This is a genomic window from Leptotrichia sp. HMT-225, from assembly GCF_030644325.1.
GTDB classification, from domain to species: domain Bacteria; phylum Fusobacteriota; class Fusobacteriia; order Fusobacteriales; family Leptotrichiaceae; genus Leptotrichia; species Leptotrichia massiliensis.
Genome location: NZ_CP130323.1, coordinates 496,792 through 517,098, shown reverse-complemented (window position 1 = coordinate 517,098; position 20,307 = coordinate 496,792). Strand labels below are relative to the sequence as shown.

At 33.6% G+C, this 20,307-nt stretch carries 14 protein-coding genes, 1 tRNA gene and 3 rRNA genes; 11 read left to right on the top strand and 7 right to left on the bottom strand.

From position 1 onward, the window contains the following. Window positions 1-26: 26 nt before the first annotated feature. From pdxK to sufU, 7 genes are all read left to right on the top strand, one after another. Window positions 27-839, top strand: coding sequence for a pyridoxine/pyridoxal/pyridoxamine kinase (gene pdxK / locus QU666_RS02550; RefSeq protein WP_021768331.1), 813 nt, complete (start codon window positions 27-29; stop codon window positions 837-839). 639 nt (window positions 840-1,478) lie between these two features. Continuing rightward, window positions 1,479-2,369, top strand: a complete 891-nt coding sequence (locus tag QU666_RS02545) for an immunity 49 family protein (RefSeq protein WP_021768330.1) — start codon at window positions 1,479-1,481, stop codon at window positions 2,367-2,369. A 241-nt stretch (window positions 2,370-2,610) separates the two neighbouring features. After that, window positions 2,611-3,357 carry a Fe-S cluster assembly ATPase SufC gene (gene sufC / locus QU666_RS02540; RefSeq protein ID WP_021768329.1) on the top strand — a complete coding sequence of 249 codons (747 nt, stop codon included), beginning with the start codon at window positions 2,611-2,613 and terminating at the stop codon, window positions 3,355-3,357. Between the two features lie 28 nt (window positions 3,358-3,385). Further along, the gene (sufB, locus tag QU666_RS02535) at window positions 3,386-4,798 is read left to right on the top strand and encodes a Fe-S cluster assembly protein SufB (RefSeq protein ID WP_021744693.1); all 1,413 of its coding nucleotides are present in this window, start codon (window positions 3,386-3,388) and stop codon (window positions 4,796-4,798) included. Window positions 4,799-4,819: 21 nt separating this feature from the next. After that, window positions 4,820-5,962: a Fe-S cluster assembly protein SufD gene (gene sufD, locus QU666_RS02530; protein ID WP_021768328.1), complete on the top strand. Its 1,143-nt coding sequence runs from the start codon at window positions 4,820-4,822 to the stop codon at window positions 5,960-5,962. A gap of 85 nt (window positions 5,963-6,047) precedes the next feature. After that, window positions 6,048-7,253, top strand: a complete 1,206-nt coding sequence (locus tag QU666_RS02525; protein WP_036069909.1) for a SufS family cysteine desulfurase — start codon at window positions 6,048-6,050, stop codon at window positions 7,251-7,253. Window positions 7,254-7,295: 42 nt separating this feature from the next. After that, window positions 7,296-7,736 (top strand): Fe-S cluster assembly sulfur transfer protein SufU, encoded by a 441-nt coding sequence (gene sufU / locus QU666_RS02520; protein WP_021768326.1) that lies wholly within the window; start codon window positions 7,296-7,298, stop codon window positions 7,734-7,736. A gap of 163 nt (window positions 7,737-7,899) precedes the next feature. On the opposite strand, the gene QU666_RS02515 is transcribed toward sufU, so the two are convergent. From QU666_RS02515 to QU666_RS02485, 7 genes are all read right to left on the bottom strand, one after another. Continuing rightward, window positions 7,900-7,976, bottom strand: a tRNA-Asn gene (locus QU666_RS02515). A 15-nt stretch (window positions 7,977-7,991) separates the two neighbouring features. Then, window positions 7,992-8,104 (bottom strand): 5S ribosomal RNA (rrf, locus tag QU666_RS02510). Window positions 8,105-8,165: 61 nt separating this feature from the next. Beyond that, window positions 8,166-11,071: ribosomal RNA gene (locus QU666_RS02505) — 23S ribosomal RNA — on the bottom strand. Window positions 11,072-11,186: 115 nt separating this feature from the next. Next, window positions 11,187-12,698, bottom strand: a 16S ribosomal RNA gene (locus QU666_RS02500). The 16S, 23S and 5S rRNA genes sit together here with 1 tRNA gene alongside, the layout of an rRNA operon. 330 nt (window positions 12,699-13,028) lie before the next feature. Continuing rightward, window positions 13,029-13,664, bottom strand: coding sequence for a Holliday junction branch migration protein RuvA (ruvA, locus tag QU666_RS02495; RefSeq protein WP_021769274.1), 636 nt, complete (start codon window positions 13,662-13,664; stop codon window positions 13,029-13,031). 57 nt (window positions 13,665-13,721) lie between these two features. Beyond that, complete coding sequence (murI, locus tag QU666_RS02490) at window positions 13,722-14,507, bottom strand: glutamate racemase (RefSeq protein WP_021769273.1); 786 nt, start codon at window positions 14,505-14,507, stop codon at window positions 13,722-13,724. A 90-nt stretch (window positions 14,508-14,597) separates the two neighbouring features. Further along, window positions 14,598-15,839 carry a D-alanyl-D-alanine carboxypeptidase family protein gene (locus tag QU666_RS02485; RefSeq protein ID WP_036070943.1) on the bottom strand — a complete coding sequence of 414 codons (1,242 nt, stop codon included), beginning with the start codon at window positions 15,837-15,839 and terminating at the stop codon, window positions 14,598-14,600. Window positions 15,840-16,347: 508 nt separating this feature from the next. On the opposite strand from QU666_RS02485, the gene QU666_RS02480 reads away from it, so the two are divergent. Genes QU666_RS02480 through QU666_RS02465 form a run of 4 tightly spaced genes read left to right on the top strand, consistent with a single transcriptional unit; the run spans window position 16,348 to window position 20,202 of the window. Next, window positions 16,348-17,115 carry an NUDIX domain-containing protein gene (locus tag QU666_RS02480; RefSeq protein WP_021770080.1) on the top strand — a complete coding sequence of 256 codons (768 nt, stop codon included), beginning with the start codon at window positions 16,348-16,350 and terminating at the stop codon, window positions 17,113-17,115. A gap of 44 nt (window positions 17,116-17,159) precedes the next feature. Next, window positions 17,160-18,140 carry a hypothetical protein gene (locus QU666_RS02475; protein ID WP_021770081.1) on the top strand — a complete coding sequence of 327 codons (981 nt, stop codon included), beginning with the start codon at window positions 17,160-17,162 and terminating at the stop codon, window positions 18,138-18,140. Window positions 18,141-18,172: 32 nt separating this feature from the next. Continuing rightward, a complete protein-coding gene (gene cbiG / locus QU666_RS02470) occupies window positions 18,173-19,204 on the top strand; it encodes a cobalt-precorrin 5A hydrolase (RefSeq protein ID WP_021770082.1) in 1,032 nt (343 codons plus the stop codon). Between the two features lie 2 nt (window positions 19,205-19,206). After that, the gene (locus QU666_RS02465; protein ID WP_021770083.1) at window positions 19,207-20,202 is read left to right on the top strand and encodes a hypothetical protein; all 996 of its coding nucleotides are present in this window, start codon (window positions 19,207-19,209) and stop codon (window positions 20,200-20,202) included. The last annotated feature ends 105 nt before the right edge of the window (window positions 20,203-20,307 follow it).

The following is a 20,307-nucleotide window of genomic DNA, read 5'->3' as shown; positions in this document are numbered from 1 at the left end:
TAAAATATAAAACAGGAGGTAACAAAATGTCTATAAAAAAAGTATTAACAATTGCAGGATCTGATACAAGCGGAGGAGCTGGTATACAGGCGGATCTGAAAACGTTTCAGGAAAGAGGAGTGTATGGAATGAACGCTCTGACAGTTATTGTTACAATGGATCCTAAAAATAGCTGGGCTCACAAAGTTTTTCCAATTGAATTGAATGTTATAAAAGAGCAAATTGATACAGTTGTAAATGGAATTGGAGTGGATGCATTAAAAACTGGCATGCTTCCTACAGTTGAAATTATTGAATATGTAGGTTCTATTTTAAAAAATTGTAAAAATCCAGTTGTTATAGATCCCGTTATGGTGTGTAAAGTGAGCAGCGGTTCTACTGAAAATCTTTTCCCAGAAAATGTAGTTGCCATGAAAAATCATTTATTGCCTTACGCAACTGTTGTTACTCCAAACTTATTTGAAGCCGCACAGTTAGCTGGAATGGAAAAAATTGACACACTTGAGGAAGCGAAGGAAGCGGCTAAAAAAATATGTGACTTAGGTGCAAAAAATGTTGTTATAAAAGGAAGAAAATTTTTCGCTGGAGAAAAATCAATTGATTTCTTATACGATGGAAAAGATTTTGAATTTTTTGAATCTGAAAAAATTGATACAGAATGGAATCATGGTGCAGGATGTACTTTCTCCGCCTCAATCACAGCAGAATTGGCAAAAGGTTCCACAGTAAGCGAAGCAGTCTCCACTACAAAAAAATTAATCACAGAAGCCTTGAAACAGTCCTTTAAATTAAACGACTATACAGGACCTTTAAATCACAAGGCATTTGCTTTGAAATAATAAGTAATAAAAATATGTTTTTTAAAAAGTATTCTCTTTGGAGTAGGTGTTTAAGGGGATACTTTTTTTGTAAAATTTTAACTTATCATAAATTGCAATATTAAATGCAACATTTTTTTATCTGAAAATCAAACAGGAGAATATAAATAATGGAAAAAATTAGTCTTGAAGAATTGAAGGATTTGTTATTAATACTAAACTCTTTTGAAAATAGGAATAAATTTTTATAATAGCTATTTCATAGCCATTCAACTAATTACTATGTTTTTATAGGATTGCTCATTGCCGCAAATCCTACAACCTATGGCTAGTCTACGACATTTTTCTGCACTGCCAAAAAACTCGCTATGCTCAAACAGTTTTGTCAGCACAGAAAAATGCTCCGACGGATTAGTTTATGGTAGACTCTGTTTAAAAAATGAAAATTATATTTTAATTAAAAATATTAGTTTTTTATCCTTTTTTAGAAAAGTTTTTAATAAATTCGCTGTTTAAATGGGGTTTAGTATAAAGAAACAAATAAATGTTCAGCGATTACAAAAGAAGTTTTTTAAAAATGATAAGGAAACATACAATGGAGCGATGTGATTTTTCAGATTAAGAAAATAATAAAAATTAGATTGGAAATGAGGAATATAAGTGAATATTTTAATTGATGAACAAAAGTTCAAAGAAAATTATGAAATTTTATCTGATTATAAATTTGATTTTGAAATGGAAAAAAGATGTATAGATTACATTAAAAATAAAAAGGGAAATCAGTTATCCTGTATGAGAACATTATCATCAGGGTATAAAGTACTTGCTTCAAAAAATTTATTGATAGAAAATAATTTAAATTCTTTTAGGTTAAACTGTCATATTTCAGAAAAATTAAAAATTTTAGGAACTTCTAAAGAATCAAAACTTTATAAGGCTAGCTATAGTTTATTTGGATTAATTATGTCAAATAATAAAGAATGGATAAGTTTTTTAAAAAATAATTTAAACTATATAACTTCAAATGATTTTAATTCAAAAGAGAACACCTATATAAAATCAAAAGATTTACATCGAAATTCTTTTTTATCAAAAACAACTATTTTAGCACTATTAGGAGATTTTGAAGAAGTAGAAAAAAGAAGCAAAAAATATTTGGAAGAACCATTAACTAAAAGTTATTATGCATATACAAAATATGATTTTATGTTTTTTGAAGCATTAGTAAATAAAAATACAGAAAAAATGAAACGAGCAATACATAAATTATTAGAACCTAAAATAGCTAAAAAAATTCTTTTTGATACAGATATTAATTATAGTTTTTATTTGAATATTTATGTATTAATGTATTCTAAAATAGCATTATTACATGGATTTGACTTAGGAATTAATGATAAAACGGCTCCTAAAAATTTAATTGATAATACCTCACTACAAAGTTATGAAGAACCATACGATTTTATGAAAAAAATAGATTTGGTAACATTGACACCTGAAAAATGGACAGAATGGACAGAAGATTACTCAATAATTGTACCGATTACTTAATTTAAATATTAAAATACAAATTATTATATAGAAAAATATAAATAAATTATTTTCATAATTGATTTTATTACAATTTTTTGATAAAATATATAAGTACAATTTGATTTGATAAACAAATAAATTTATGATAAAATCAGTTTATGAAATAATTAAAAATTGATATGTTTCACTCAAATTTTTGCTTTGATTAAGTTTAGTGAAATTTAGATATATTTAGAAAAATTTTGGAGGTAAAATTAACATGAGTTTGTTAGAATTGAAAAACGTAAAATCTGAAGTAGAGGGGAAGGAAATCTTAAAAGGACTGAACTTGACTATAAATAAAGGAGAAGTTCATGTAATTATGGGGCCTAATGGAGCAGGAAAATCTACACTTGCAAGTATTCTTGTGGGACATCCAAAACATGAGCTTGTTGATGGGGAAATTATTTTGGATGGAGAAAATATTAATGAAGATGCTGTTGACGAAAGAGCTAAAAAAGGTATTTTCCTATCATTTCAATATCCAGAAGAAATACCGGGACTTACAGTAGAAGACTTTTTGAGAACAGCAAAAGAATCTGTTACTGGTGAAAAACAGTATTTAATGCAATTTCACAATGAACTAGTAGAAAAAATGGAAAAACTTCACATTAATCCCGAATATGCAGATAGACATTTAAATGTTGGATTTTCTGGTGGAGAAAAGAAAAAGAATGAAATTTTACAGATGGCAGTTTTAGAGCCAAAATTGGCTATTCTGGATGAAACTGATTCTGGACTTGATATTGACGCTACAAAAGTTGTATTTGAAGGTGTTCAAAAATTAAAGACTAAAGATACAGCTTTACTTATAATTACACACTATGATAAAGTGCTGGATTATTTAAAGCCTGATTTTGTTCATATTTTGATGAATGGAAAAATTGTTAAGACAGGTGGGCAAGAATTAGTTGAAAGCATTGAAAAAGATGGTTATGCTAAAATGAAGGAAGAATTAGGATTATAATTAATACAGAATAGAAAGTGTGGGAATAATGGAAAATAGAAAAAAAACATATGTTGCAGATATTGAACGTGGTGTCTATGATATAAAAGACGAAGGACATTATAAATATAAGGCTGAAAAGGGACTTACTCCTGAAATTATCAAAAAAATTTCAGAAAGAAAAAATGAGCCTGAATGGATGAGAGAATTTAGATTAAAGGCATTAGAAGTTTACAATTCAAAACCTATGACTGACTGGGGTCCAGATTTATCAGATCTTGATGTAAATGATATTGTGCATTATTTAGAACCTGATTCGGCACCTATGAATGAAAACTGGGATGATGTACCAAGCTATATAAGAGATACATTTGACAGACTTGGAATTCCTGAGGCTGAAAAGCAGTCACTTGCAGGAGTAGGAGCACAATATGATTCGGAAGTAGTTTATCACAGCATTCATAAAGAATTGAAAGAACAAGGTGTAATTTATACAGATATTGAGACTGCTATGGTAGAATATGAAGATATGCTAAAGGAATATTTTATGACATTAATTACGGTTAATGATCACAAATTTGCGGCATTACATGGAGCAGTATGGTCTGGAGGATCATTTATCTACGTTCCAAAAGGAGTAAAGGTAAATATGCCTTTACAATCATATTTTAGATTGAATGCACCTGAAGCAGGACAATTTGAGCATACGCTTATTATTGTGGACGAAGGAGCTGATTTGCATTATATCGAGGGATGTTCTGCTCCAAAATATCAAAAAAATGCATTGCATGCGGGAGCGGTTGAATTATTTGTAAGAAAAGGGGCAAGATTAAGATATTCAACAATTGAGAATTGGTCAAGAAATATGTACAATCTTAATACAAAAAGAGCAATAGTGGAAGATGATGGAGTAGTTGAGTGGATTTCTGGATCATTTGGATCAAGAGTTTCGATGCTTTACCCAATGAGTATTCTAAAAGGTGATCGTTCAAGATGTGAATTTACAGGAGTTACATTTGCAGCGGCTGGACAATATTTGGATACAGGATGTAAAATTATTCATCAAGGAAAACAGACAAGTTCGACAGTTCATTCAAAATCAATTTCCAAAAATGGAGGAACAGCATTTTATAGAGGGCTTTTAAAAGTATTGCCAGAAGCAACTGGAGCAAGATCAACTGTAGAATGTGAATCATTAATGCTGGATAATGAATCAACTTCAGACACTATACCAATAATTGATATAAATAATGATAGCGTAGATATTGGACATGAAGCAAAAATCGGAAGAATAAGCGACGAAGCAATATTTTACCTTATGTCAAGAGGTATTAGTGAAGATGAAGCAAAGGCGATGATTGTAAGAGGATTTGTTGAGCCAATTTCTAAGGAGCTTCCACTTGAATACGCTGTAGAGCTTAATAAATTGATAGAGCTGGAACTGGAAGGAACTATTGGATAATTTAAAGACATTGCTAAAAAAATGAGAGGAGTAAAAATGTTAGAAAAATCAAGCATACAAAATCTTGATAACAGTGATTACAGATTAAAAATTTTTGAAGAATATAAAACACTTGAAAAAGTTAATTGGAAGAGGGTTGGCTATAAATATGAGGAACCTGAAACTTTTAAGGAATTTAATAATCTGGAAGTTAAAAATGAAAATCAAGATGGAGTTGTTATAAAAAATATAAATGATTCTTTGCAAGAACTTGAAAGTTTGAAAAACGATAATGATTATGGATTGGGAGATTTTTTCAAGAAACAGAACTTTGCTTTTTATAACAAAGGGAAATATTTGAAAATAAAAGAGAGAAAAACTGTTGAAAAGCCAATTTACTTAAATTATCGTGCAAATAAAGAAAATAATTTTCTAGTTGACTACAATGTTATTGAAGTCGAAGATTTTGCAAAAGTTACAGTAATAATTACTTATGATTCAGAAGATGACACACCAGTTTATCACAATGGAATTATAAAAGTGTTTACAGGACGAAATGCAGAAGTAAAAATTATAAAAATACAAACTTTAAATACAAGCAGTTCTAATTTTGAATCATCTAAGATAGAAACTTTAGGACAAGGGAAAACACAATATTACAGTGTTGAACTAGGTGGAAAGATTAATGCAATAAGCCATAAATCTTATCTTGAAGAAGATTCAGCAGAAGTTTATGTATGGCCTGCATACCTTGCTGATGAGGACAGAAAGCTGGACTTGGAATATTCAGTAGTATTCCGTGGTCGTAGAACTATTGGAGAACTTCAAGGAAGAGGGGCTGTAAAAGATACGGCTAAAAAAGTATTTCGTGGAAATCTGTACTTTAAACAAGGTTCTAGTAAATCTGAAGGACGTGAAGGGGAATTCGCCATCTTGTTAAATGATAAAATAAAGGCTGACTCTATTCCGACATTATTTTGTAGTGAAGATGATGTTATCGGAGAACATGCCGCTTCTGTCGGAAAAGTTGATGAATCAAAATTATTTTATTTAATGAGCCGTGGACTTTCTGAAGGAAGAGCAAAAAAATTAATAGTAGAATCTTCATTCCGTCCAATAATGGATAACATCGATGATGAAAAATTAAGAGAAAAATTATTTGAAGAGCTGGAAAGAAGAATTTAAAATAAAAAATATGAATTTGAAAAATTACCCACAAAGTGATATAATTTTTTATTGCTTGTGGGTAAAATTGTATAGGGAGGGAAAAATGGACTATAGAAAAGAATTTCCAATATTTAAGAATAGAAATAATTACTATCTTGATACAGCGGCAACTTCACAAAAGCCAAAAAGAGTGCTGGATAAAATTATGGAATATTATGAAAAATATAACGGCAATCCAGGACGTGGTTCGCATACTTTATCCATGGAAGCCTCAAACTTGATGACAAATGCACGTAAAACTGTACAGAAATTTATTAATGCAGAATATTCGGAAGAAGTAATCTTTACCAAAAGTACTACAGAGTCAATCAATTTAATCGCCTATTCTTATGGAATGGAATTTATAAATGAGAATGACGAGATAATTCTAGGAATTTCAAATCATCACGCAAACATTGTCCCTTGGCAGTTTGTAGCTAAAAAGAAAAATGCCAAGATAAAATTTGTTTATCTTACTGAAAATGGACAATTTGATATTGAAGATTTTGAAAATAAATTGTCTGATAAAACAAAACTTGTAGCTATTTCTGCTGTGGTAAATGTTACAGGAGTTATTCAGCCAATAAAGGAAATTGTTGAAATTGCACGAAGCAAAAATAAAAATATACGTATTCTTGTGGATGCTGCACAATCGATGTTGCATTTTAAACACGATGTTCAAAAACTGGATGCAGATTTTCTTGTATTTTCAGGACATAAATTATTTACGCCAATGGGAATTGGGGTTATGTACGGGAAAAAGGATATTCTTGACAAAATGCCGCCTTTCTTATATGGTGGAGATATGATTGAATTTGTAACAGAGGAGGAATCAACGTTTGCGCCGCTTCCAAATAAATTTGAAGGCGGGACTCAGAATGTGGAAGGGGCAGTAACTCTGGAAGAAGCAATTAATTTTATCGAAGAAATAAGTTATGAGAAAATTAATGAAATTGAAAATTCTCTTACGGAAATTGCTTTAGAAAAATTGAAAAAGCTAGATTTTGTGGAAACATATTTTATAAAAGATGTTAAGCGTGCTGGAATTATTGCCTTTAATGTAAAAAATGTGCATTCTCATGATGTAGCATTTATACTTGACTCGTATAATGTGGCAGTTCGTTCGGGGCATCATTGTGCACAGCCTTTAATGAAGTATTTAGGAGTGCCTTCGTGTTGTCGTGCAAGTTTTAGCATTTACAACAATGAAGAGGATATTGATAAACTTATAGAAGGGCTTTTAAAAGTGAAGGAAGTTTTTGAATTATAGGAAAAATAAATAAAAAGAAAAAAATTTGAAAAGGAGGTTTATATGAATTTAGAAAAAATATATCAGCAGACAATACTGGAATACAGCAGACGTAAGGAACTAAACCGTGAAATCGAAAATCCGACATTTGCAGAACGTGGACATAATCCAAACTGTGGAGATGACTTGACGCTTGAAATAAAAACTGATGAAAATGGAGTAATAACAGATGCCGCTTTTATTGGAAGCGGATGTGCAATTTCAACGGCTTCTATGGCTATGCTGATTGACTTGGTAAAGGGAAAGACGTTGGAAGAAGCGAAAGAAAAAGTAAATTTATTTTTCAAAATGATGAAACAGGAAGAAAAATTGACAAGTGAAGAAAGCAAGAAATTAGGAGATGCTGTACTTATGGAATATGTGGCTCAAATGCCTGCAAGAGTAAAATGTGCGACACTTAGCTGGCATTCATTAAAAGTAATTGTAGAAAAAAGTGAAAAATAGAAAAAGGCTGTTAAAACAGCCTTTTTTGTTAGACCAAAAAATTTATAATTATTTCTTTACTAAAAATGTCAAATAAACACAAGAATTTATTACTAGAAAAAATTAAAAATTAAGCTAAAGTATAGAAAATCTAAATATTTTTGAATATTTTTAACAAAAAAAATGGCGTCCCCGGTTGGACTCGAACCAACGACCCTCTGATTAACAGTCAGATGCTCTAACCGGCTGAGCTACGGAGACACACAAAAGAAAAAAGTTTGGCAACTACCTATTTTCCCGGGACGAATCCAAGTATCGTAGGCGTAAACAGACTTAACTGCCGGGTTCGAAATGTAACCGGGTGTATCCCTGCTGCTAACATCACCAAACTTTAAAAACTAAATTGTCAAGTTAAGACAATGAGAAATAAATAGTAGTAGTAAAAGATTAATTAAAAAGCAGATGTAATATTAGTACCAGTCAGCTGAATGCATTGCTGCACTTACACCTCTGGCCTATCAACCATGTGTTCTCCATGGATACTGCGAATACTCATCTCAAAGTCGGTTTCTCGCTTAGATGCTTTCAGCGATTATCCGTTCCAGACGTGACTACCCAGCCATGCCACTGGCGTGACAACTGGTACATCAGAGGTCTGTCCAACCCGGTCCTCTCGTACTAAGGTCAGATCTTTTCAGTATTCAAGCGCCTGCAGTGGATAGGGACCGAACTGTCTCACGACGTTCTGAACCCAGCTCGCGTGCCTCTTTAATGGGCGAACAGCCCAACCCTTGGGACCTTCTCCAGCCCCAGGATGAGACGAGCCGACATCGAGGTGCCAAACACTTCCGTCGATATGGACTCTTGGGAAGTATCAGCCTGTTATCCCCGGGGTAGCTTTTATCCGTTGAGCGACGGTCCTTCCATACGGAACCGCCGGATCACTAACTCCTACTTTCGTACCTGCTCGACCCGTCAGTCTTGCAGTCAAGCTCCCTTATGCGTTTGCACTCTTAGGCTGATTTCCATCCAGCCTGAGGGAACCTTTGAACGCCTCCGTTACTCTTTGGGAGGCGACCGCCCCAGTCAAACTGCCCATCTAGCACTGTCTCCGTTACCAGATTAGAATTTCAACGGCATATGGTTGGTATTCCAACGACGACTCTGTTAAAACTGACGCCTTAACTTCACAGTCTCCCAACTATCCTATACACACACAGCCAAAACCCAATGCCAAACTACAGTAAAGCTCCACGGGGTCTTTCCGTCCTACTGCAGGTAGTCGGTATCTTCACCGACATTACAACTTCACCAGGTCTCCAGCCAAGACAGCTCCCAAATCATTTCACCATTCGTGCAGGTCGGAACTTACCCGACAAGGAATTTCGCTACCTTAGGACCGTTATAGTTACGGCCGCCGTTCACCGGGGCTTCAATTCGAATCTCTCAATCCTCCTCTTAACCTTCCGGCACTGGGCAGGTGTCAGCCCATATACGTCGCCTTTCAGCTTAGCATAGACCTGTGTTTTTGGTAAACAGTTGCTTGGGACTCTTCACTGCGGCCTGTTTCCCCTTGAGGTGTTTCTCCTCTCAAGTATATCAGGCACCCCTTCTCCCGAAGTTACGGGGCTATTTTGCAGAGTTCCTTAGCTAGAGTTATCCTGTCGGCCTTAAGTTTCTCACTCTGTCCACCTGTGTCGGTTTACAGTACGGGCACTATTTCTCATCGATAGAAGTTTTTCTCGGCAGTGTAGGATCTGTGACTTATGCTAATGCACTTCCCCATCAGGTCTCACATTTAGACACGCGGATTTTCCTGCGTGTCCATGCTACGCCCTTAGAAAGACTATTCCGTCAGTCTTCTCACATACCTTCCTGCGTCACTCCGTCTCTCAAGCGATAATAGTGGTACAGGAATATTAACCTGTTTTCCATTCGCCATCACAATTTTGCTTATGCTTAGGTCCCGACTTCCCCAGGGCGGACAAACCTTCCCCTGGAAACCTTGGACTTCCGGCCGGCGGGATTCTCGCCCGCCTTCTCGCTACTCATTCCTGCATTCTCACTTCTGATACCTCCAGAATGGCCTTACGGCATTCCTTCAACGGCCTACAGAACGCTCTCCTACCAGGCGTGTAAACACGCCTCCGCAGCTTCGGTTTATGTCTTAGCCCCGTTACATCTTCGGCGCAGATACTCTCGACCAGTGAGCTATTACGCACTCTTTTAAGGTATGGCTGCTTCTAAGCCAACCTCCTGGTTGTCTGTGAATATCCACCTCCTTTCCCACTTAGACATAATTAGGGACCTTAGCTGGCGGTCTGGGCTGTTCCCCTCTCGTCCGCGGACCTTGTCATCCGCGGACTCACTCCTGACTATTAATATATGGTATTCGAAGTTTGCTTGATTTCGGTAAGCAGTACGCCCCCTAGACCATACAGAGCTCTACCCCCACATATCTTAACGTCAAGGCTGCACCTAAATGCATTTCGGAGAGAACGAGCTATCTCCTAGTTCGATTGGCTTTTCACCCCTAGACCTGCCTCATCTCCCAACTTTTCAACGGCGGTGAGTTCGGCCCTCCACTGAGTCTTACCTCAGCTTCAGCCTGGACAGGCCTAGATCACTAGGTTTCGCGTCTATGACTAGCGACTTAACGCCCTATTAAGACTCGGTTTCCCTTCGGCTCCACTTTATTAACCTTGCCACTAATCATAACTCGCAGGATGATTAACCAAAATCCACGCAGTCACACATAAAGTGCTCCTACCGTTTGTAAGCACACGGTTTCAAATTCTATTTCACTCCCTTGCTCAGGGTTCTTTTCACCTTTCCCTCACGGTACTCTTCACTATCGGTCAACAACAGTATTTAGCCTTGCGTGATATGGTCCACGCTGATTCACGCCAGATTCCTCGTGCCTGACGCTACTCGGGTGCTTCCAGTCACTATATGTATTTTATGTTCTACAGGACTATCACCTTCTTTGGTTCAGCTTCCCAGCTGATTCTACTTACATACATACAGTTTAAACATTATGACAATCCGTTAATGGAAGTCCCACAACCCCGTGCCAGCAATGCTGTCCGCTTGGCACTGGCACGGTTTAGGCTTTTCCCCGTTCGCTCGCCGCTACTTAGGGAATCGTTTTTACTTTCTTTTCCTCCCGTTACTTAGATGTTTCAGTTCACGGGCTTACCGTTTTCACGCATGTCCTCCAGACATGCAGGTTTTCCCATTCGGAAATCTGGGGATTAACGATTATGTGCATCTTCTCCCAGCTTATCGCAGCTTATCACGTCCTTCATCGGCTGTTGTTGCCTAGGCATCCTCCGTGTGCCCTTATTAGCTTTTTATCCAGAATAACTTTTACTCTAGTTTCATTGTAATCTTTTACCTACTATTCATTTCCCATTGTCCTAAAGACTATAAAGATATACGAAGAAGCAGTGTAATGAATTAACTCCTTAGAAAGGAGGTGATCCATCCGCACCTTCCGGTACGGATACCTTGTTACGACTTCACCCCAATCACTATCCACACCTTAGATGCCTTCCTCCTTACGGTTAGACCGGCAGCTTCAGGTGCAAACAACTCTCGTGGTGTGACGGGCGGTGTGTACAAGACCCGAGAACGTATTCACCGCAGCATTGCTGATCTGCGATTACTAGCGATTCCAGCTTCATGAAGTCGAGTTGCAGACTTCAATCCGAACTTGGACCGGCTTTAAAGATTCGCTTGGCGTTGCCGCTTTGCAGCTCTCTGTACCGGCCATTGTAGCACGTGTGTAGCCCAGATCATAAGGGGCATGATGACTTGACGTCATCCCCACCTTCCTCCTGCTCTTCGCAGGCAGTCTCGCTAGAGTCCCCAACTTAATGATGGTAACTAACGATAGGGGTTGCGCTCGTTGCGGGACTTAACCCAACATCTCACGACACGAGCTGTCGACAGCCATGCACCACCTGTCTCTACGTTCCCGAAGGCACTGCCTGTTCTCACAGGCATTCGTAGGATGTCAAGATCTGGTAAGGTTCCTCGCGTTGCGTCGAATTAAACCACATGCTCCACCGCTTGTGCGGGTCCCCGTCAATTCCTTTGAGTTTCAGCCTTGCGGCCGTACTCCCCAGGCGGATTACTTATCGCATTTGCTTCGGCACGGACACTCTTCATGCCCACACCCAGTAATCATCGTTTACAGCTAGGACTACCAGGGTATCTAATCCTGTTCGCTCCCCTAGCTTTCGCACTTCAGCGTCAGTTGCCGTCCAGTGAACTATCTTCATCATCGGCATTCCTGCACATATCTACGAATTTCACCTCTACTCGTGCAGTTCCGTCCACCTCTCCAGCACTCTAGCCAAACAGTTTCCAGGGCAGGCTTGCGGTTGAGCCGCAAGTTTTCACCCCAGACTTGTCTGGCCGCCTAGATGCCCTTTATGCCCAATAATTCCGGATAACGCTTGCGACATACGTATTACCGCGGCTGCTGGCACGTATTTAGCCGTCGCTTCTTCTGCAGGTACCGTCACTTTCTTCTTCCCTGCTGAAAGCACTTTACAATCCGAAAACCTTCTTCGTGCACACAGAATTGCTGGATCAGGGTTGCCCCCATTGTCCAATATTCCCCACTGCTGCCTCCCGTAGGAGTAAGGGCCGTATCTCAGTCCCCTTGTGGCCGTTCACCCTCTCAGGCCGGCTACCTATCATCGCCTTGGTGAGCCGTTACCTCACCAACAAGCTAATAGGACGCAAAGCTCTCCTGCAGCATCTCTTTTCATTGCCAGGCACATGCGTGCCGGCAATTGTATCAGGTGTTATCAGTCGTTTCCGTCTGTTATCCCTATCTGCAGGGCAAGTTCTTTACGCGTTACTCACCCGTCCGCCTTGGCTAGGCTGTGCAAGCACAGATTTGCCAAAGACTTGCATGTGTTAAGCATTCTGTCAGCGTTCATCCTGAGCCAGGATCAAACTCTTCATTCAATATATTTTACATATATTTAAGTTTCACCTTTATCTTGACGAGAATCTTGTTTTACAACAAGAGCTCTTGACTATTATTTATCTTTTACACATTATTGCTTCTTCTATTCTTATCTCAATTGTCCTGCGACACAATTTCGTATCGACAAGATATATATTATCATAACTGAATTTATTTGTCAACTACTTTTTTCAAAAAATTTGTGTTTTTGAATATTTTTATTCGTAGTCTATTTTTTATTTCTTAGAAAGTGCTTTAAAATCTAATTTTAATTTGTATTCTGTGAAATATTTTGTACTTTGAAGTTTTACCTTCTTTCCAAGTCCTTTTTATTTTTGAATTTTTTGTAAAATCATTTTTATAGCTTCACTTATATCTTTCACTTGTGCTAATTCCTTATCTGTTATCCATTTAGAAACATCACTATTTATGTATCCTAAAGATTCTAAAGCTAACTTTAAATCTTCTTTCATTAGTAGTAATTTTGGATTTGATGTGTTTGATGTTATTAATTTACCTGATGATATATCACTGATTTCTTCTATTGTTTCTGTTAAATCTAGTTTTTTTACTTTATCTTTTAAGTCTAAAATTATTTTTTGGGCTTTTTTTATTCCTAGCCCTGGAACTCTTGTAAAAATCTTTGACTCATTTTCATTTACAATGTCTATAATTTCTCGTGTATTAAATGTCGATAATATTGCAATTCCAAGTTTAGGTCCTACACCGCTTATACTTATTAGTGCCTTGAAAAGTTCTCTTTCATTTTGGGTTTTGAAACCATATAATGAAATATCATCTTCCTTTACATTTGTATAAATGTATAATTTTTCATCATTTCCAATGTTATCTAATTTTTCAAACGTTTTTAAGGATACATATACTTTATACGCCAAACCATTTATATCTAAGGCTACATAATCAATTTTTTTGATTGTTAATTTTCCAGAAATATATTCAAACATTTATTTCCTTTCTTTATAATATATTATAACTATTTCTATATAATGTAATTTCTATTATTACAATTTAACAAGCTCTACTTTTTTAATATTTTCTTCTAAAAACATAATACCGATTTCTTTAAATTTTTCCTGTCCATCAGTTACATAATAATTTACTTCTTCATTTTTAAGAGCATCGTTTTTTAAAAATTTATTTTTTTGTAAAATACTTTTTAAATCTAAAGCTGTTTCTTTTGCTGGATCTACTATTTTTATATCAGGATAAATTTTACTAATTGCATCTTTTAACAAAGGATAATGAGTACAACCTAATATTAATGTGTCGATTTTCTCTTCAAAATCATCAAGATATGTTTTTATTATTTGGTTTACTAATTTTCCACTTAAAATCCCTTCTTCTACGGCTGGTACAAAAAGTGGACAAGCTTTCTGAAAAACTTTTACTTTTGGATTAAAAAGTTTTATTTCTTCTATGTATTTTTCTGATTTTATTGTCGCTTTTGTTCCTATCACTCCAATTTCGTTACTTTTCGTAGTGTTTATCGCCGTTCTTGCACCTGCTTCAATTACTCCTATAATAGGAATTTTAAATATTTCCTTCAACTCCTTTAAAGCTAGTGCCGTTGCTGTATTGCAAGCTACTACGATTGCACTCACATCTTTTTCTAGCAAAAATTCAACTATTTCTTTTGAATATCGAATAATTAATTCTTTTGTTTTTTCTCCATATGGAACTCTTGCAGTATCTCCAAAATAATATATTTTTTCATTTGGGAGGACTTTTCTAATTTCTTTTAATACTGTTAGCCCCCCAATTCCAGAATCAAATACACCAATTGACATTGTACTTCCTTTCTTTGTATATTCAAAATTGTTTATCTATTAAAACAATAAAATTGAGCCGTTAAAAAACAGCTCTATTTTTATTTTAGTTTATTTCATAATTAATTCTCCGCTGTAAGTTAATGTTCCATCAGTTGCAACATATGTCCCCACTACTTTTCCTACACTTTTTTTATTAACTCCTGAATTTAAATTTATTGTATAATTTAGATTTGGACGTTGTGTAGCAGTTATTTCAACATCCTTTGTTGGATACAAGTTATATTTACTATCTCCTATTGTTGCTATTGCTACTACATCATTTTTACTTATGATTTTCATTTTCTTAGCTGAATTTTCATTATTGTTATTCTTTTTAAAAATCATATTGAAAAATTGTTCTATTTTATTTCCTTTTGTTTGAGAATGATTTTCTGTATTGTTATTATTATCGTTTGTTTGATTATTATTGGCATAAGTGTTAGTTGCTACACTTGTTTTTCGTGCATAACCATTTGTATAATAATTATTTATTTCTCTTGCTCCTATGGCGTTTCTATCTTTTGCTCTGTTTGATCCTAAAATAATAGCTATCATTCTATCGTTTCCTCTATTTGCGGTTAGAACAATGTTTGATCCTGCTGCGTTGTGGTATCCTGTTTTTATTCCATCCACTCCTAGTACATTTCCTAAAAGTGCATTTGTTGAAGTTACCTTTGTATTTCCGTTGTCTACATAATCTGTCTTATTTTTTGAGAAGTTCAAGTATTCACTATAATCTTTTAGTGTTATTTGAGCAAGTTTGTACAAATCTTTTGCATTTCCTTGATCCATGCATGAACCTGTATAACTAGGTGGCAATCCATGTGGAGAACAATATCTAAGAGAATTTAATCCATAACTTCTAGCTTTTTCATTCATGGAATGTACAAAATTCGAAACATCCCCTCCAACATACTCTGCAAGAGCGTATGCAGCATTATTTGATGATTTTATAATTGTTGCCTTTAACAAATCTCTTACTGTATATTGCTTTCCAGCAGTTAATTTTATTCCATATGGAACTGAAGCAGCTTTTGCTGAAACTGTTACTTTATCATCATATGAAATTTGTCCATTTTTTATTTTATCCAATGTTAATATTGATGTCATAATTTTTGTTACTGAAGCTAATGGACGAACATCAGAACTATTGTCCTCCTTTATAATATTCCCATTTACATCTCCGATTAACAGTGCTTTATAGTCCTGATAATCTTCACCATCAGCAAAAGAAAATGCTGATATAGCCAAAAATACCATAGAAAATAATAACTTTTTACTTTTTCTCCCAATTTTTACTTTTTTTCCCATTTTACTTTTCTTTCCTCTTTTCATTTCTAAATAATTTTACTAAATCGTATTATAACATTTTCATATTAGTTTTTCATTTGTAAATTTTTGAATAAAACTTGTTTAAACTAATTATACCTTACAAATATTTAACTATAAAAACTAAATATTCCTTGTTTAATAGTGATTCAAAGTGTTTTAATATTATTAAATATATATTCGTTAAATTTCTATATATATTGAATTCAGTTTTAAAATGATGTTATTATATATTTTTTATATTAGTATAAAATTTAAGTTATAATTTAGAAAATTTTATTATTAAATTATACAGATTTAATTCGCATTTTCAGATTATTTTGAACAATATAATATTATTTTTTTATAAAGTAATTTGAAATCATTACAAAAATTAAAAGTATTTTTTCAAAAAATATGTTATAATTACAAAAGATATAAATTCAGAAAAGAGAAAAATTATAAAATAAATAGATTTTAATTGAAAAAGAATTTATGAACAGGAGAAAATATGATTACAACATTGTGTTATCTTGAAAAGGATAATAAATATCTGATGTTACATAGAAATAAAAAGGAAATAGATATAAATAAAGGGAAATGGCTTGGTGTAGGAGGAAAGCTGGAAAATGGGGAAACTCCTGAACAATGTCTGAGAAGGGAAGTCAGTGAAGAAACAGGGTATGAGCTTAACAGTTTTGAGTACAGGGGACTTGTGATTTTCAACTACAATGCTGATGAGCCTTTATTTATGTATCTTTATACGAGTTCTGATTTTAATGGGATACAGAAGGAATGTGATGAAGGGGATTTAAAATGGATTTCAAAAGATGAGATTCTCAACCTTAAGTTATGGGAAGGGGATAAGATTTTCCTGAAACTGCTATTTGAAAACTCTCCATTCTTTTATTTGACTTTAGATTATGAAAATGATGATTTAATAGGGTCAAAATTGAAATTTAAGCAGGAATACAGTTCTTTTGAGGTTTTTGTTCCAGAAAAATACGTAGAAAAAATTGTGGAGAATCTGCAAAGATATTCCCTGCTGACAGAAGGATTTTATGCTGACGTCTACTCTACATCTGATACGATTGGGCATTGGAAAACTCTGGAAGGTGGAAGTCCTTTTGATGGAGAAGTGAGAAAATCAAGTGTTGCAGATGAAAAAATAATGAAGTTCAGGGTAAAAAGAGAATTTGAGGAACTGGCATATTATCTGGTAAAAGAGGCTCATCCTTATGAAACAGCGGTAATTAATGTGTTTAGGATGGAAGTTTAAAAATTTTTTTAGAAAAATTAAAAAAGTAGGAAGAAAAATTGGTTATGAAAAAAATAATTTTCGCAATTACAGTTTTTTTAACAATAAATTTTGGCTTGAATGCGTATACTTTGAGGGAAAATGTTCAGGAAACGCTTTCAAAAAGAGGAGTGAAGCAAAGTATAATTGATGAAACATCGGACTTTTTGTTAGATTCAAGAGGTAAAATATCTATTATTCCACAGCAAGATGAAATTGACAGTTTGATTGACAGAGCAGAAACGTTGCTGAAAAAAGATAAAAATAATATTGTGATTAAGCAATATTTATCGTCAATGTATTTGAAAAAAGGTGGAAATAAGAATACTTTAAAGGCACAAAAAATAAATGAAGAAAACTTAAAAGACAAAGGAATTACTGATTTTGAAAAATGGAGTGTAACAGGACTATATTATTACCAAATCGGAGAAAAGAAAAAGGCTCAAGAATATTTTGACAAAATTAAAGAAAAATACAAGGAAAAGCCTGCCGTTTATAATTTAATTGAAATAGTAATGATAGATATTGATGTATTAAGAGACAGCAAAAATTTTAGCCAACTTATTGTAGATACAGCAACTAATGAAAAAAAGATGAAAGAAATGCAGGAAATATCTAAAAAACAAGTTGAAAAAATGAAAATAGTTAAAGATTTCTTTCAATCAGAAGAAAACAAAAGAGAATTTGGTGTTGTAGACGAGTTAGTTTACTCTTTTGATTTGTTATTAAATCTTTCCAAAATTAATGAGATAATGCAAAAAGATTTCAAACAGGATGGAGAATTTAAAATAAAAACTATAAAAGAAGCAACTAATTATTATTTAAAAAATGTTGCAAATAATGAAAAAATGACAGAAGATTCAATAAAATACAATATAATATTGGAAAATATGTATTTGAGAATAATGGTAATATTAGTGTCAGATGATGAAAAAGAAAGTGCAGAATTTTCAAAAAAATTAGAAAAAAGTAAACTTTATAGAATATTTGAAAAGCTCGAAAAATAAGTATAAAAAATCAGATATGAAAAGGAGAAAAAATGAGAACAGCGATTTACTGTGTAAGTAAAACTGGTTATAAAACTTGTTTAAAAGTAAAAGAAAATGTGTATAATAATTTACATATTTACGTATCAGGAAGAGTAGCTAACTTGCTAAATCTTGAAAATGAAAATAACGAAGATTTAATTGTAATAAATGAAAGAGTGCCGATTTTGCTTGAAAAAACATTTAATAAATATGATTTACATATATTTGTTGCAGCAACTGGAGCTGTTGTGAGAATTATTGAAGGAAAATTTAAAAGCAAAGATACTGATCCTGCAGTTATAACGATTGATGATCACGCTAATTTTGTGATTTCATTACTTTCGGGACATCTTGGAGGGGCAAATGAAGAATGTAAAAAGATTGCTAGTGGAATAGGAGCAATTCCAGTAATTACAACGGCATCCGATGTTGGTGGAAAAATAGCGGTCGATACATTATCACAAAAAATCAAAGCCAAATTAAATGATTTGGATGGAGCAAAGAGAGTAACTTCGTTAATTGTAAATGGAGAAAATGTAAGCCTTCATTTACCAAAAAACATTGTAAATAATTATGAAAATAGTGCTGGAGCAATAATTGTGTCAAATAGAAAAAATATTGAAATCTCAAAAATTATTCCGCAGAATATTTTTATTGGTATTGGATGTAAAAGAGGAGTTAGCAAGGAACACATTATCGAAAAACTAAAATATGCAATGGATAAACAGAATTTAGAGCTTTCGGCTATAAAAATGGCAGCATCTGCCTGGGTAAAATCTGATGAAACAGGACTTCTTGAAGCGATGAAAGAGCTTGATATTCCAATAAAATTTTTTGAAAAGGAAGAAATTTTGAAACTGGAAGATTTGATTGAAGAAAAATCGGAATACGTAAAAAAAACTATTGGAGTTTATGGAGTTTCTGAGCCTTGTGCATTTCTTGCTTCCAGCGGGAAAGGAGCATTTTTAGCAAAAAAAATAAAACTGGATGGTATGACATTGTCGATTTTTGAAGAGGTAATTGAAAATCAAGAAGGGAAATAGGCATGAAAAAAATATTTTTATCATTAACATTATTTTGCATCTTAACCCTAAATTTAGATGCTTTAACAATAAAGGAAAAAATTCAGCAGGATTTGTCAAAAGTTGGGGTGAAGCAGGAAATTATAGATGAAACTGTGAAATTGGATAAAGAAACTGGAGAGGGATTTACAACGAAAAACGAAGATGGGGAAGTATCAACAGAAGATAGGGATAAATGGGAAAAAATTTATTTAAAGGATAAAAGAAATTACGTTGCTTTGGAAAGATTGATAGAATTCTATTTTTTGACTAGAACAGAGAATGATCCTAAAAAAGAGAAGTATATTTCAGAATATTTGAAAACAAATATTTCTGAAGATAGAAAAAATTTCTTTTTGGGAAAGAATTTTTGGATCAGTTCAAAAGAAAAAACTGAAAAAAATAAATATTTTGAAAAAGTTAAAAGTATTAGCAATAATCAGTATTATTTGAAAGTAATAGATTTTTTTGAGTATTTATCAAAGGAATCAAAAAATATAAATCAAGACAATAATTTAAAAACAGTTAAGCCAAAAATAGATGAAATAATGCAAAAAATGGAGGAAATTGATAAAATACTTAATAATAAAGATTTGAGGGAAAAATATAGAATTTCTGATGAAGAGGCATATTCTGATCAACTAATTTTTTTTATAGCTGGCGGTATTTTAAAAGTAGTAGCAGGTGATACAGAAGGAATGGTCAATGATTTTATAAATAAAATTGCGAATAAACAGATTTCTAAGGAAGTGGCAGAATATAATAAAAATAAAGAAATGATGACTGTTATGACAATTCAGATGACAATGGCTTTGAAAGGATTTTTTGGAGAAATGTCAGAAAAAGAAATTACACAACTTGAAAAATTGACAAAAAAACTTGAAGATACTGAAATGTTTAAAAGAATTATGGAAAATTCTGAAAAAGAGGAAACTATTGAAAGCGATATTCATTTAGAAGATAAAAGAAAAAAATTTTAATTACTTTCAGATGATGAACAAATAAAAAAAATTGTTAATTAAAAAATTTGACTATATCGAAACAAGAATATACAAGGAGAAAAAGATTTTTGACTGAACATCTGG

Bases quoted from the DNA above. Each gene is read 5' to 3' on its own strand.
- murI (WP_021769273.1), bottom strand. From the start codon at position 14,507: ATGTCAATTGGTGTATTTGATTCTGGAATTGGGGGGCTAACAGTATTA.
- pdxK (WP_021768331.1), top strand. From the start codon at position 27: ATGTCTATAAAAAAAGTATTAACAATTGCAGGATCTGATACAAGCGGA.
- QU666_RS02485 (WP_036070943.1), bottom strand. From the start codon at position 15,839: ATGGGAAAAAAAGTAAAAATTGGGAGAAAAAGTAAAAAGTTATTATTT.
- QU666_RS02465 (WP_021770083.1), top strand. From the start codon at position 19,207: ATGAAAAAAATATTTTTATCATTAACATTATTTTGCATCTTAACCCTA.
- QU666_RS02480 (WP_021770080.1), top strand. From the start codon at position 16,348: ATGATTACAACATTGTGTTATCTTGAAAAGGATAATAAATATCTGATG.
- sufU (WP_021768326.1), top strand. From the start codon at position 7,296: ATGAATTTAGAAAAAATATATCAGCAGACAATACTGGAATACAGCAGA.
- sufD (WP_021768328.1), top strand. From the start codon at position 4,820: ATGAGAGGAGTAAAAATGTTAGAAAAATCAAGCATACAAAATCTTGAT.
- ruvA (WP_021769274.1), bottom strand. From the start codon at position 13,664: ATGTTTGAATATATTTCTGGAAAATTAACAATCAAAAAAATTGATTAT.
- QU666_RS02525 (WP_036069909.1), top strand. From the start codon at position 6,048: ATGGACTATAGAAAAGAATTTCCAATATTTAAGAATAGAAATAATTAC.
- sufC (WP_021768329.1), top strand. From the start codon at position 2,611: ATGAGTTTGTTAGAATTGAAAAACGTAAAATCTGAAGTAGAGGGGAAG.
- cbiG (WP_021770082.1), top strand. From the start codon at position 18,173: ATGAGAACAGCGATTTACTGTGTAAGTAAAACTGGTTATAAAACTTGT.
- QU666_RS02475 (WP_021770081.1), top strand. From the start codon at position 17,160: ATGAAAAAAATAATTTTCGCAATTACAGTTTTTTTAACAATAAATTTT.
- sufB (WP_021744693.1), top strand. From the start codon at position 3,386: ATGGAAAATAGAAAAAAAACATATGTTGCAGATATTGAACGTGGTGTC.